General features: G+C 36.5%; 12 protein-coding genes. 11 read left to right on the top strand and 1 reads right to left on the bottom strand.

Features of this window, described 5'->3' with window-relative positions:
* Positions 1–39 precede the first annotated feature (39 nt).
* The 3 genes from ACFQO1_RS00535 (at position 40) to ACFQO1_RS00525 (ending at position 3,890) form a co-directional block, all read left to right on the top strand.
* Positions 40–1,227 (top strand): phosphoglycerate kinase, encoded by a 1,188-nt coding sequence (locus ACFQO1_RS00535; RefSeq protein WP_380215630.1) that lies wholly within the window; start codon positions 40–42, stop codon positions 1,225–1,227.
* 110 nt (positions 1,228–1,337) lie between these two features.
* Complete coding sequence (locus tag ACFQO1_RS00530; protein ID WP_380215628.1) at positions 1,338–2,900, top strand: lytic transglycosylase domain-containing protein; 1,563 nt, start codon at positions 1,338–1,340, stop codon at positions 2,898–2,900.
* Positions 2,901–2,918: 18 nt separating this feature from the next.
* Complete coding sequence (locus tag ACFQO1_RS00525; protein ID WP_380215626.1) at positions 2,919–3,890, top strand: DUF4837 family protein; 972 nt, start codon at positions 2,919–2,921, stop codon at positions 3,888–3,890.
* 75 nt (positions 3,891–3,965) lie between these two features.
* Here the strand turns inward: ACFQO1_RS00525 and tatA are convergent, their stop codons facing one another.
* Positions 3,966–4,151, bottom strand: coding sequence for a twin-arginine translocase TatA/TatE family subunit (gene tatA / locus ACFQO1_RS00520; protein ID WP_380215624.1), 186 nt, complete (start codon positions 4,149–4,151; stop codon positions 3,966–3,968).
* Positions 4,152–4,271: 120 nt separating this feature from the next.
* Between tatA and ACFQO1_RS00515 the strand changes: the two genes are divergently transcribed.
* The 8 genes from ACFQO1_RS00515 to rfbD are packed head-to-tail and all read left to right on the top strand — an operon-like array spanning position 4,272 to position 12,683.
* Complete coding sequence (locus tag ACFQO1_RS00515; protein WP_380216796.1) at positions 4,272–5,138, top strand: M23 family metallopeptidase; 867 nt, start codon at positions 4,272–4,274, stop codon at positions 5,136–5,138.
* Between the two features lies 1 nt (position 5,139).
* The gene (locus tag ACFQO1_RS00510; protein WP_380215622.1) at positions 5,140–6,636 is read left to right on the top strand and encodes a GH3 auxin-responsive promoter family protein; all 1,497 of its coding nucleotides are present in this window, start codon (positions 5,140–5,142) and stop codon (positions 6,634–6,636) included.
* Between the two features lie 22 nt (positions 6,637–6,658).
* On the top strand, positions 6,659–8,344 hold the full coding sequence (locus ACFQO1_RS00505) for a DUF6909 family protein (RefSeq protein WP_380215620.1): 1,686 nt from the start codon (positions 6,659–6,661) through the stop codon (positions 8,342–8,344).
* Between the two features lie 16 nt (positions 8,345–8,360).
* Positions 8,361–9,374 (top strand): hypothetical protein, encoded by a 1,014-nt coding sequence (locus ACFQO1_RS00500; protein WP_380215618.1) that lies wholly within the window; start codon positions 8,361–8,363, stop codon positions 9,372–9,374.
* Positions 9,375–9,414: 40 nt separating this feature from the next.
* Positions 9,415–10,431 (top strand): dTDP-glucose 4,6-dehydratase, encoded by a 1,017-nt coding sequence (gene rfbB / locus ACFQO1_RS00495; protein WP_380215616.1) that lies wholly within the window; start codon positions 9,415–9,417, stop codon positions 10,429–10,431.
* Position 10,432: 1 nt separating this feature from the next.
* Positions 10,433–11,290, top strand: coding sequence for a glucose-1-phosphate thymidylyltransferase RfbA (rfbA, locus tag ACFQO1_RS00490; protein WP_380215614.1), 858 nt, complete (start codon positions 10,433–10,435; stop codon positions 11,288–11,290).
* A 2-nt stretch (positions 11,291–11,292) separates the two neighbouring features.
* Positions 11,293–11,838, top strand: coding sequence for a dTDP-4-dehydrorhamnose 3,5-epimerase (gene rfbC / locus ACFQO1_RS00485; protein WP_380215612.1), 546 nt, complete (start codon positions 11,293–11,295; stop codon positions 11,836–11,838).
* A complete protein-coding gene (rfbD, locus tag ACFQO1_RS00480; RefSeq protein ID WP_380215610.1) occupies positions 11,835–12,683 on the top strand; it encodes a dTDP-4-dehydrorhamnose reductase in 849 nt (282 codons plus the stop codon). Before rfbC ends, rfbD begins: the two co-directional genes overlap by 4 nt.
* Positions 12,684–12,706: the final 23 nt, after the last annotated feature.

Raw genomic sequence — 12,706 nt, 5'->3', positions numbered from 1 at the left:
TATAGCACAAACAAGTATCTTTGTAATTTATTTGAACCTATGAAAACAGTAAACGATATAAATTTTAGAGGCAAAAAAGCATTAATTCGTGTGGATTTTAATGTCCCATTAGATGATGACTTAAATGTCACAGACTCTAACAGAATTGAGGCTGCAAAACCTACCATCATTAAAATTCTAGAGGATGGAGGAAGTTGTATTTTAATGTCCCACCTAGGGAGGCCTAAAGCTCAAGAAAATGAATTTTCGCTACGCCATATTGCCTCTAAAGCGTCGGAAATCTTAGGAGTTAAAGTAAAATTTATTGAAGACTGTATTGGGAGTATTGCTTCGGAAGCTGCTGCAAACTTACAACCGGGAGAAATTTTACTACTTGAAAACCTTAGGTATCATAAAGAAGAAACGGAAGGAGATGTTGCCTTTGCTGAAAAACTTTCTAAACTTGGAGATGTATATGTAAATGATGCCTTTGGTACCGCGCACCGCGCACATGCTTCGACCTCAGTAATTGCTCAATTTTTTCCTCATGACAAATGTTTTGGACTTTTATTGGCTTCAGAAATAAAAAATGTGAATAAAGTTCTTACCGAAAATACCCGTCCTGTAACTGCAGTGATAGGGGGTGCCAAAGTATCTTCAAAAATTACCATTATAGAAAATATTTTAGATAAAATAGACCATCTCATTATTGGCGGCGGAATGGCTTTTACATTTATCAAAGCACAGGGTGGTCATATTGGAAATTCTTTAGTTGAAGATGATAAAATGGAGCTTTCACTAGCTATTTTAAAGAAAGCGAAAGAAAAAAATGTCACAGTTCATTTACCTATTGATGTGATTTCTGCAGACAGTTTTTCTGAATTTGCAAGTACAGAAATAGACATGGCAGACTCCATAGCAGACGGATGGATGGGATTGGATATAGGTCCTAAAACAAACGATTTATTTGAGGAGGTTATACTATCTTCTAAAACTATTTTATGGAATGGCCCAGTAGGCGTATTTGAATTAGAGCCGTTTGCAACCGGTACTAAATCATTGGGTAATGCGATTGCTGAAGCTACCAAACAGGGAGCCTTTTCTCTGGTTGGAGGAGGAGACTCTGTTGCTGCAGCTACCCAGTTTAATTTAGATAAAAAAGTAAGTTACGTATCAACTGGAGGAGGCGCCATGTTAGAAATGTTGGAAGGCAAAACACTGCCAGGCATTCAGGCGATATTGGACTAATAGAACCCTATTTTGGCCCATTTTTTGTTCATTTCTGTTAACTATTGGGTGAAAACCTCTAATTTGTTACTTTTAAAAAATTTTAAAATAATAGTTACGTTATAAGTCATATGAAATTTAAAACGATAAGTACATTCCTCTTTTTGGCTCATGTGTTGATTGGTTTTGCACAGAAAAAAACTCCAAAAGTAGAAGATACCATCCTCACAAATACTGTAAAAGTTGTAGACACTATTGTGATGGATAAAAGAGTAGGTGACATCACAGAAACTGTCGTGGCAATTGTCACAAAAGATTCTGTCACAGACCCATTTAAAGATCTAGCTATGGCTAGAACCATAGATAGTATATGGCTTGATGAACTGTATAACAACAATCGTTTTGAAGAGATCTACGGAAGCATCATCGAACAGGAATTTACTCCTGTTGATTATGAAGAACTTCCCACCGAAGTTCTAAAACAACGCCTCAAAGAACTCGATGCACGAACACCGTTTACAGTAGAATATAATGAATCCTTAGAAAGTGTTATTAAAGGTTATTTGAAAAACCGTCGCTCAACCATGGCACGCCTTATGGCAATAAGTGACTATTATTTTCCCATGTTTGAAGAAGAGATGGACAGACACGGACTTCCTTTGGAAATGAAATATCTTGCTATTGTAGAATCTGCATTGGATCCTAGAGCACAGTCTAAAGTAGGTGCAACGGGGCTTTGGCAGTTTATGTTCGCTACCGGCAAAATGTTTGGACTGGATGTAAATTCTTATGTAGATGAACGAAGTGACCCAGTTATGGCTACGGAAGCTGCCGCAAAGTACCTCAAAAGTCTTTACAAAAGTTTAGGAGACTGGGATCTTGCACTTGCAGCGTATAATTCAGGTCCTGGAAATGTTTCAAAAGCGATACGGCGTTCGGGAGGAAAGAAAAACTACTGGAATATTAGACCCTATCTACCACGTGAAACAGCAGGATATGTACCTGCTTTTCTTGCAACCATGTACATTTTTGAATATGCAGCAGAACATGGTTTTAAAAGCAATGGTCCCAAAATTCCTTATATCGCCACAGATACGCTTCGTATAGAAAAACAAATATCCTTAGAACAGGTTGCTCAAGTAGCTAATCTTGATCTTGCCGAATTAGAGTTCTTAAATCCATCTTATAAGTTGAATATCATTCCAGTGATAAAGGATGAGAACTATATGCTACGTCTTCCAGTAGATAAAATAGGGGCTTTTGTATCAAATGAAGATGCTATTTATGCATTTGCGCAACAGGAATTTGAAAAACGAGAAAAACCACTTCCTCAATTGACTGAACATTCCAGCCGTATTCGATACAGAGTAAAGAGTGGCGATTATTTAGGTAAAATTGCAGAAAAGTATGGGGTTTCAGTAGGCAATATAAAGCGATGGAACGGACTACGTAGCAATAGTTTAAGAGTTGGGCAACGATTAACGATTCATCCAATGAAGCCTTCTTCAGCAACACTTAAGAAAGAAAGTAGTACAGCTTCAAATGCTAAAATATATACCGTTAAGACTGGAGATTCCTTATGGAGCATTTCACAAAAGTTTCCTGGAGTGAGTGTCGACAATATTAAAAAGTGGAATGATATTAGCGGGAACAACTTAAAACCCGGAATGAAACTTAAAGTTCAAAAAGGATAAAAAATTAATACTTAGTATATGAAATACCTATCTATTTTAATCGCTACAATTTTATTAATTTCCTGTGACAATACCACCAAACAAGACAAATCACTACTCTCAAAATCTGTTGGAAACATTAATGTTCTTCAGGTTGTTATGGAGAATGATCTTTGGAATGGAGACGTTGGAGAAGAGGTGCGAACTCACTTTGCAGCACCTACCGATGGATTACCACAGGATGAGCCCTTATTTTCTATGAATCAAATGCCACAGGCAGCGTTTTCAGGATTTGCACGCAAATCAAGGCTAATATTATTTGTTTCATTGGCAGACGAAAATAGAGTATCAATCGCTAAGGATAGTTATGCCAAACCACAAACGGTAGCTTATGTTAAAGGGAAAACCAAAGAAGATTTGGTTGCTTTAATTAAAAGTAAGCAAGCTCAGATTATTAACGAATTTCATGAGGCAGAAATAGAAGAAAGACAACGTAGAACTAACGTTTCTTTAATGGACACTGATTCGTTACAAAGTGATTTTGGGGTAAGTATGCGAATTCCTTCGGCATACAGAATTGCAAAAAAAGGAGAGGATTTTTATTGGATCCGTAAAGACCTAAAAGACGGTAGCACCAATATCATTGTTTATGAGGTTCCCCTAAGTATGATTACTTCAGACTCTACAGCGGTAGCCGATATTATTAAAATACGAGATTCAATTGGTGGAGCCCTACTTCCTGTTGAGGATGGGGGTCAATTTCAGACAGAAAAGGCATATGCGCCGTATATTTTTACTTCAGAGATTGATGGAAAGTTTGCTTACGAAACCAAAGGAACTTGGGATGTAAAAGATCAGTTTATGGCAGGGCCGTTTTTAAATTATGCCATTCGTGACGAAGAAAATAATCGATATCTAATTATCGAAGGGTTTTCGTATGCTCCTAGAGTTCGAAAGAGAGACCTTCAGTTTGAGTTGGAATCAATATTAAAATCGGCTAGACTTGACTAGGAATTAACGACGTATAAAAAACCCGCGAAACAAATTGCTTCGCGGGTTTTTTTAATTTTATATATTCAGAATAAATTATTTTTTACTCTCTATTTTTTCATCTTCGTCTTCTTTTGAAGCATCTTTAAATTCTTTAATACCACTTCCAAGACCTCTCATTAATTCAGGGATTTTTCTTCCGCCAAACAATAATAAAACGACCACAACTATTAACGCTATTTGCCATGGGCCTATCGCTAAAGGTAAAAACAGTAAACTCATAATTAGAATATTTAGACCACAAAGGTAACAAGAATTGTTTAGATTAAACGTTTCTTGAATAAGATTAGGCAAAGGAGCGCCTAGTTTATTTTATATTTGCATTGTGAACCAGTTGCTATGATGGCCAAAAAAGAAAAGAGAGGTAAAAAGATAAAACGTAAATTGCTGCACAAGTACCGGCTTGTCGTACTTAACGAGGATACTTTTGAAGAGCGCTTTTCTTTTAAACTAAATAGACTTAATGTTTTTGTTTTTAGCACCATCTTTGCCGTTGTTCTTATTGCACTAACTACGGTGTTGATTGCTTTTACTCCCCTACGGGAATATATTCCAGGCTACTCTTCTACGTCCCTTAAAAAGAAGGCAACAGATCTTACGTTCAAAACTGATTCTCTGCAACAAGTAATTGCAATTAATGAACAATATATTGCCTCTATACGAAAAGTGCTAACGGGAGATGTAAAAACGGTAGATTTTAATAAAGATTCGATTATCAATGCAGCAAAAATTAACCCCGATAGTATTAATTTAACTCCTTCTGCGGCAGATTCTTTGTTGCGTGAAAAAGTGCAGCAAGAAGACAAATACAATCCGCTACTATCTGATAAAGAATTAAATATTCAATTATTTACCCCAGTCAAAGGGACTCTTTCTGAAAGATATAATCCAAGTGAAAAACATTTTGGAGTGGATATCGTAACTATAAAAGATGCACCTATCAAAGCAGTGGCAGATGGTACGGTGATATTTGCCGAATGGACTGCAGAAACAGGTTATGTAATTATTATTGAACACAAGAATGACATTCTTTCGGTTTATAAACACAATGCCTCGCTCACCAAAAAACAAGGAGATTTAGTAAAAGGCGGAGAAGTAATTGCAGCTGCTGGAAGCACGGGCGAATTTACAACAGGCCCCCACTTACATTTTGAAGTCTGGCTCGACGGAAACCCTATTAATCCTACCAATGTAATCGATTTCAATTAATATGTCTGTTAAATCTATTGCGGCTAAAATATTTGCAAAATTTGTTGTAAACCGAATGAATAGGTGGGCTTCGAACCCTCTTAAAACTCAGCAAAAGGTTTTTAAAAACCTTATAAAAACTGCTCAAAATACTACCTTCGGAAAAGATCATCATTTTTCTAAGATAGCATCGTATCAGGATTTTGCAAACTTTGTCCCTATACGGGATTATGAAGATCTAAAGCCTTACATAGATAAAGTTGTGGCGGGGCAATCAGATATTTTATGGCCAGGCAAACCGCTGTATTTTGCAAAAACATCTGGGACTACTTCTGGTGCTAAGTATATTCCTCTTACCAAAGAATCAATGCCCTCACATACCAATGCAGCCAGAAATGCGATATTAAGTTATATTCACGAAACAGGGAATGCCGATTTTGTAGACGGAAAGATGATCTTTTTACAGGGCAGTCCAGAGATGACCGAAAAAAATGGAATTAAACTAGGGAGGCTTTCTGGAATCGTTGCACATTACGTGCCGGGATACCTTCAGAAAAACAGACTGCCAAGTTGGGAGGTGAATTGTATTGATGACTGGGAAACAAAAGTGGATGCTATTGTTGCCGAAACTAAAGATCAAAACATGACACTTATTAGTGGCATTCCATCTTGGGTACAAATGTATTTTGAAAGACTGAAAAAGAGTACAGGAAAAGAAGTTGGAGAGCTGTTTAAAAACTTTGAGTTATTTATCTATGGTGGCGTTAATTATGAGCCTTACCGAAAGAAATTTGAACAATTAATTGGAAGAAAAGTACCAAGCATTGAGTTATATCCTGCTTCTGAAGGTTTTTTTGCTTTTCAAAACAAACAGAATGATAAAGGGATGTTGCTTCAGTTGGACAGTGGAATGTTCTTTGAATTTGTAAAAGCAGATGAATTTTTTAGTGAAAATCCGCAACGACTTACTATAGGAGATGTTCAAACAGGTGTTAATTATGTTTTGTTAGTATCTTCAAATGCTGGGCTTTGGGCCTACAATGTGGGTGATACCTTGATGTTTACTTCGGTTAAACCATATAAAATTATTGTGAGCGGAAGAATTAAACATTTTATATCTGCTTTTGGAGAACATGTTATTGGAAAAGAAGTAGAATATGCCATGAAAGAAGCAATGGAGAGTTTTCACTGCACCGTAACCGAGTTTACTGTAGCGCCTCAAACAGATCCTCTGCCGGGCGAATTGCCTTTTCACGAATGGTTTATAGAATTTGAAGACGAACCAGAGAACCTTCAGCAAATGGCTATAAAATTAGATGAGGCCATGCAGAATCAAAATTCGTACTATAAGGATTTGATTGAAGGAAAGGTGCTTCAGCCATTAAAAATTAAAAGTCTACCCAAACAAAGTTTCCAGAATTTCATGAAATTACAAGGCAAACTTGGCGGACAGAATAAGGTGCCAAGACTGTCTAATGATCGCACAATCGCAGATGGATTATATAAACTACTAGGATAAAATAATAGTATATTTGTCGCTAATGACAAAATTAAAATCACATACTCGCACACGAGCACAGGAAAGTACTGGAGCAATAGAGCGCCTGTATATAACCATGCGACATCTCTTTAATAGAGGTTTTTATAAACCTATGGGAGTTTCTGGTGAAACCTTACGGGAAGCATTGCTAACCTTACGACCAGAGATTTATGGTTCTATTGGAGAAGAAAAAATTGAATTACAAGGATTGCTTTATATAATGGATCGCCTTCCTCAAGGTATTGAAGAATGTCGGTATATCAATTTAACGAGTGACGAAGGCTATAAAAACTCTCATTTTCGACCTATTATTCCGTTAAAAAGGCGACGAAACTGTTACCGGATTGATGAACTGCAAATGAATATTGAAATTACCCGAGGGCGTTCGGAAATATATGACATCCTTACGCACCTTACTTTCTTATATATTGAGTCTCACAAGATAATGAAGCAAGTGATGATCAATGAAAAAGGAGCGGTTATACGCGATTGGAATAAGCTCGAGGAGGCTGTAAACAAAGGAACAAAGCTTAAAAAGGAAGAAAAGGAAATTGCACTCACACATACCGCCAACTTTTTAGGAAGAACTTTTGAGGAAGTGAGTGATGCCTATCCGTTTTTTGCTACAAAGGAAAACCCAAACAGGTTTTTAAATATTATTTATTACTTAGGAAAAGGCGCTATTGAAGAAGTTATTGGGGACGAAAAACGGATTATAACGTTTAGCCCTGTATTAAGAGAGCGTCTAGGGCATCATATTCATGGTGAACGTTGGGCATTAAACATCAAGCAGACCTTAGAAAGAAAAGAGTTGCTTAAGCGTCCAATTCATATTATAAGTGCTAATATGCACAGTGTTATGAACACTCTTTTTGCTGAAAAAGCCTTACCCGCCGAAGCAAAGACCAAGTCTAAAATGGAACTTTATGAGGCATTAAGTATTCCAGGAAGTGACAAACTGCGGGAAAAAGTATATAAAATGGCTGCGAAATACGGAATGACCTATTTGGAAGATGAAAGCGGTACAAATATAAATGTTCAGATTTTCGATACTGAAAAATTACCTTCGAATATTGGAATATCTTTTTCTGAAAGTTCAAAAGAAACCAAACCTGTGATCATTGTTATGGATTATGCGTTTGGAGAGCAAGCATATGAAACCATGGACGAGTTACTTAAACCCTATATCTGTGCTAATAAAAACAACCATTTCCTAGATGTTGCATCTGTATCTATAATGGGTAAAGCTGGAATTTTAGAAGGAGGTAAAGGAGATATTATGATTCCCTCGGCGCACGTATTTGAAGGGACTGCCGACAATTACCCTTTTAAAAATAAATTAAGGAAATCTATGTTTGAAGGTGACAACATACACGTGTGCAGCGGTTCAATGATTACGGTGTTAGGAACTTCATTGCAAAACAGAGATGTGCTTAGGTTCTTTAAAAACTCAACTTGGGATGTTATAGGGTTAGAGATGGAAGGTGCGCATTACCAAAAAGCAATTCAGGCCGCATCAAGAATTCGTGGCAGTATTAGTGAAAAGGTAAAAGTGAGCTATGCCTATTATGCAAGTGATAATCCTCTGGAAACAGGAAGTACGCTAGCTTCGGGAGGTCTTGGTACAAGCGGTGTCAAACCCACCTATTTGATTACAGAGAAGATATTAGACCAGATTATTAAATAACAATACAGCAATAATTATGAGTGAACACAACAACCAAAATGACGAACTAGACTTAAAGTCGGTTCTGGAATGGATTCAAAAAGCCTTTAAAAAAGTATTAATACTTGCTTTTATGGCAGTACAATTTATTTTTAAATTCTGGATAGTCATTTTAGTATTAATCCTAACGGGGGTAGCTCTTGGGTATTACTTTGATAAGGACAACGTCTCTTATAAAGAATCTGAAATATTGGTTCAGATTAACAATAATAATGCAAATTATGTGTACAATGCTATAGAGAAGCTCAATAGAAAAAGAGCTGATAGAGACTCAGTTTTTATGGCGAGTCATGGGTTTGATAAAGGCAAATTTGACCTAGCATTTATTGAAATAAATCCAATAATTAATATTGACAACCTTATAGACAAATATGCTGAAGTAAATAACGTGAGTCTTAATGTGTTTGTAGACATTGTACCTTTTGAAGAAGAAGAGGAAAAATTACTTGAGTCAGAGGCCTTCTTGGAAGGATACAAATATCATAAGATTAAAATTTTAACAGGTCCGGCAGCAATTCCCGAAATCAGTGAAAAAATCATCACATATCTTAATTCAAACCCAATAATTAAAGAAATGGGATTAGAATACTATGAAAGAACTGTTGAACGCATCGCAGCAAACAAAAAGACGCTAGAGCAGATGGATGCCGTTATTGAAAACTATAGTCTTGCACGCGGTCAAAACCCATCACTTCCTAATCAGTTTATAATTGAAGGAAGTATGAATATAGAACGTGTTTTTCAAGAAAAGGTTGATTTGATGGATGCGACAGATAATCTTGAGGCAGAACTTATAAAAAGAAAAGAAACAGTTGTTAAAATTGGAAATTCTGAGTTAGTAGATGTGAAAAAATTTATAGATGGGAAAAGGATATTTTTATATCCATTTATATTTGTTTTTATCTTTTTATCACTAGCTTTTATACGTTATATATATTTGCTTGTTAAGGAGCTTGCAGAACAAGAAAAACAGGCTGAAATTTCAGCCTAAAATTGTTAAAATAAATTTTAGAAACGTCTAAAAATTAATTTTGAAAAGCAACAAAGTATTAATTACAGGAGGTGCGGGCTTCATTGGGTCAAACTACGTTCACTATGTCATTGAAAATACAAGCGACGAGGTTTTTGTTTTAGATAGTCTGACATATGCAGGAAATCTCGCAAATCTTAAAGCCGTTTCAGACCAAAAAAAATACCATTTTATCAAAGGGGATATTTGTGATGCAGAATTAGTAAATACACTTTTTGAAGAACATGTTTTTGATCAGGTAGTTCATTTTGCTGCCGAGTCTCATGTCGATAATTCTATAACTGGTCCAGGGGCTTTTATACAAACGAACATAGTTGGAACCTTTAACTTGCTTCAAGCTGCTTATAAAACCTGGATGACAGACCCTAACCAGCTGATACCAGAATTTAAATCCGCTAGATTTTTGCACGTCTCCACAGATGAGGTCTATGGAACACTAGGAGATACTGGATTGTTTACTGAAGAGACTCCCTATGCTCCCAACAGTCCGTACAGTGCGTCTAAAGCATCTTCAGATTTCATCGTGCGAAGTTATTTTCACACCTACGGCCTTCCAGTAGTGACCACAAATTGTTCTAACAATTATGGGCCTTTTCAGCATAAAGAAAAATTAATTCCAACAATCATCAGAAAAGCGATTGCTGGAGAACCTATTCCTATTTATGGAGACGGAAAGAATGTGAGAGATTGGTTATATGTACTGGATCATTGTAAAGGGATTAAACTTGCTCTGGAGAAAGGCAGACTAGGTGAAACCTACAATATTGGTGGCAGAAACGAACGTGAAAATATCTATATTGCAACGACCATTTGTAAAATTCTTGATCAACTACGGCCTGCTAAAAATTCGTATAAACAACAAATTACCTATGTAAGAGATAGACCGGGTCATGATTTCAGGTATGCAATTGATGCCAGTAAAATTGAAAAAGAATTGGGTTGGAGAGCAGATGAAAATTTTGAGAGTGGGATTCAAAAAACGGTTCAGTGGTATTTAGAGAATCAAAACAGATTTTAACATGAAAGGGATTATTTTAGCAGGAGGTTCGGGAACACGTTTGCATCCGCTTACACTAGCAGTAAGCAAGCAGTTAATGCCGGTGTATGACAAACCTATGATCTATTATCCATTATCGACATTATTATATGCTGGAATCAATGAAATACTTATTATTTCAACGCCACAGGATCTTCCGTTATTCGAAAAATTGTTAGGTGATGGTACTTCTTTAGGCTGCAGATTTGAGTATGCTGTACAAGAAAATCCTAATGGACTTGCCGAAGCCTTTATCATAGGTAAAGAATTTATTGGACAAGATAAAGTTGCACTAATCCTTGGAGATAACATATTTTATGGCTCCGGACTTAAAGAATTACTTCAATCTAATAATGATCCAGAGGGTGGGGTGATTTATGCCTATCATGTACATGACCCTGAACGTTATGGTGTGGTAGATTTTGATAAAAACGGAAAGGCACTTTCTATCGAAGAAAAACCACAACACCCCAAATCAAATTATGCCGTTCCTGGGATTTATTTCTATGATAACTCCGTAGTGGAGATTGCTGCTAATATCCAACCGAGTTCCCGTGGTGAACTGGAAATTACAGATGTAAATAATGTATTCTTGAAACAAGGGAAGCTCAATGTAAGTATCTTAGATAAAGGAACCGCGTGGTTGGACACAGGAACTTTTGCCTCGCTAATGCAGGCTTCCCAGTTTGTTGAGGTTATTGAAGAACGACAAGGGCTTAAAATTGGAGCGATTGAAGAAGCTGCTTATGAAATGGGGTATATCGACAAGAAACAATTACACACACTTGCCGAACCTTTATTAAAAAGTGGCTACGGAACACACTTAATGCAACTCGACTAGATTTGAAAATAGAACATTCTCCCTTACAAGGTTGTTTTTTACTAAAACCAGCGGTTTTTGAAGACGAGCGTGGCTTATTTTGCGAAACTTTCAATGCACAGGTATTCGAAAAGAAAACCAATCTTTATATCAACTTTGTACAGGATAATCAGTCGATTTCATCTTACGGCGTAATAAGGGGAATGCACTTTCAAACAGGCGAAATGGCGCAGGCAAAATTAGTACGGGTAGTTGAAGGCAAAGTATTAGACATTGTTGTAGATCTTCGGAAAGATTCGAAAACTTTTGGACAGCATTATAGTGTAATTTTAACTGCTGAAAGTTTTACACAACTCTTTGTGCCTCGAGGGTTCGCTCACGGATTTATAACTTTAAGCAAACGTTCGGTTTTTGCTTACAAATGCGATAATTATTACGATACAGCTTCAGAAGGGGGAATTATCTATAACGATGGTACGTTAAATTTGGACTGGCAATTGCCTACCGAAGATATAATCATTTCTGAAAAAGACAAACAACTCCCAACATTTAAAGAAGTGACCCAATGAAACGTGTGCTAATCACTGGAGCTCATGGTCAACTTGGAAGATGCTTACGCGATGCTTCGGAAAGATTTGTAGATTTTGAATGTACTTTTGTTACTAAAGAGCAACTTGATATTTGTGCTTCGGAAAGCCTTTCAGCATACTTTAAAAAATATACGTTTGATTATTGTATCAATACAGCTGCCTACACCCATGTGGAAAAGGCAGAAGCTGAAACAAAAGAAGCTTTCAGCATCAATGCCGAAGCAGTGGCAACTCTTTCCGAAGTATGTAAAATAAACCAAGTTGTATTGCTGCATATTTCAACCGATTATGTGTTTGATGGAACAAAAAGAAGTCCTTATTTAGAAACAGATTCTACCAGCCCGGTCAATGTTTATGGAGCTTCCAAGTTAAAAGGGGAACAACAAATTGCTGAAATACTTGAGGAGCATTACATCATACGAACTTCGTGGTTGTATTCGCAATACAGAAAGAATTTTTATACGTCTATGCTGCGATTTGCTGAAGAAAAAAGAGAATTATCCATCACCACTGCTGAAACTGGAACCCCTACCAATGCAAATGATCTGGCTGAAATCTGTTTTCAAATGCTTCAGAAAAACCCGAAGTATGGCATTTATAATTTTAGCAATACTGGGGAAGCAACTTGGTATGATTTTGCAGCAGCAATTTTTAAGTACCACGGGATTTCTTCTTCTGTTTCGCTACACAAAACAGATTTTTTTAAAACCGAAGCAAAACGACCTGCTTATAGTGTTTTAAATACCCATAAAATTTCCCAAGCACTTTCAATAAATATTAATAACTGGGAAGAAAGTTTGAAAGCACTAATTGAGAAAGTTTAAGTACTTTTAACTTAAAATTTACA

Origin of the sequence: Jejudonia soesokkakensis, assembly GCF_042664795.1 — a bacterium.
GTDB classification, from domain to species: domain Bacteria; phylum Bacteroidota; class Bacteroidia; order Flavobacteriales; family Flavobacteriaceae; genus Jejudonia; species Jejudonia soesokkakensis.
Note: the sequence above shows the minus strand (reverse complement) of the source record. Positions and strands in the feature narration are given on the sequence as shown.

Coding starts and splice junctions, on each gene's coding strand:
- ACFQO1_RS00525 (WP_380215626.1), top strand. CDS start 2,919: ATGAAATACCTATCTATTTTAATCGCTACAATTTTATTAATTTCCTGT.
- ACFQO1_RS00510 (WP_380215622.1), top strand. CDS start 5,140: ATGTCTGTTAAATCTATTGCGGCTAAAATATTTGCAAAATTTGTTGTA.
- ACFQO1_RS00500 (WP_380215618.1), top strand. CDS start 8,361: ATGAGTGAACACAACAACCAAAATGACGAACTAGACTTAAAGTCGGTT.
- rfbD (WP_380215610.1), top strand. CDS start 11,835: ATGAAACGTGTGCTAATCACTGGAGCTCATGGTCAACTTGGAAGATGC.
- tatA (WP_380215624.1), bottom strand. CDS start 4,151: ATGAGTTTACTGTTTTTACCTTTAGCGATAGGCCCATGGCAAATAGCG.
- ACFQO1_RS00530 (WP_380215628.1), top strand. CDS start 1,338: ATGAAATTTAAAACGATAAGTACATTCCTCTTTTTGGCTCATGTGTTG.
- ACFQO1_RS00515 (WP_380216796.1), top strand. CDS start 4,272: ATGGCCAAAAAAGAAAAGAGAGGTAAAAAGATAAAACGTAAATTGCTG.
- ACFQO1_RS00505 (WP_380215620.1), top strand. CDS start 6,659: ATGACAAAATTAAAATCACATACTCGCACACGAGCACAGGAAAGTACT.
- ACFQO1_RS00535 (WP_380215630.1), top strand. CDS start 40: ATGAAAACAGTAAACGATATAAATTTTAGAGGCAAAAAAGCATTAATT.
- rfbA (WP_380215614.1), top strand. CDS start 10,433: ATGAAAGGGATTATTTTAGCAGGAGGTTCGGGAACACGTTTGCATCCG.